Genomic DNA, 514 nt, shown 5'->3' on the forward strand with positions numbered 1-514 from the left:
CACCGTTGAGAACGCGATCCAGCATACCCAGGGCACGGCCCTGAAGGGGCGCCGGTTCGAATCGATCGAGGAGCAAAACGCCTTCCTCGAGCAATGGGAATCAAACTGGGCGGCCAGAAGAATCCACGGCAGCACCCGTCGCCAGGTCCAGGCGATGTTCGAGGAGGAGCGTCCCCATCTGCGGGCCTTGCCGGCGCGCAACTTCGAATACTTCACCGACAAGGTCTACACGGTCTGCGACGACACGTGCGTCCGGGTAGACCACAGCAGCTACGCAGCCCAACCGGCTCCCATCGGCAGCCAGGTGCTGGTGCGTAAATTTGCCCGTCACCTGGAAATCCGCAACCTCCAGACACAGGCATTGCTGCGCACCCACATGCTGGCCGACAGGCCGGGCACGGTGGTACTGCCGCAGGACGAGCGGCCGTTCAATCCCTCTCGGGAAACGCGCCGCATCCTCGCGCAGGCCAGGACGATCGGGCCGTCGGCCGAGCGTCTGTGCCAGCATCTGTTC

1 pseudogene is annotated in these 514 nt (G+C 64.4%); it reads left to right on the top strand.

The window, feature by feature from the left end:
* Positions 1–514 (top strand): annotated as a pseudogene (locus tag BMI01S_RS37990) (IS21 family transposase); the annotation flags it as partial.

The sequence above is a fragment of the Paraburkholderia mimosarum LMG 23256 = NBRC 106338 genome (genome assembly GCF_000739815.1).
Classification (GTDB): Bacteria; Pseudomonadota; Gammaproteobacteria; order Burkholderiales; family Burkholderiaceae; genus Paraburkholderia; species Paraburkholderia mimosarum.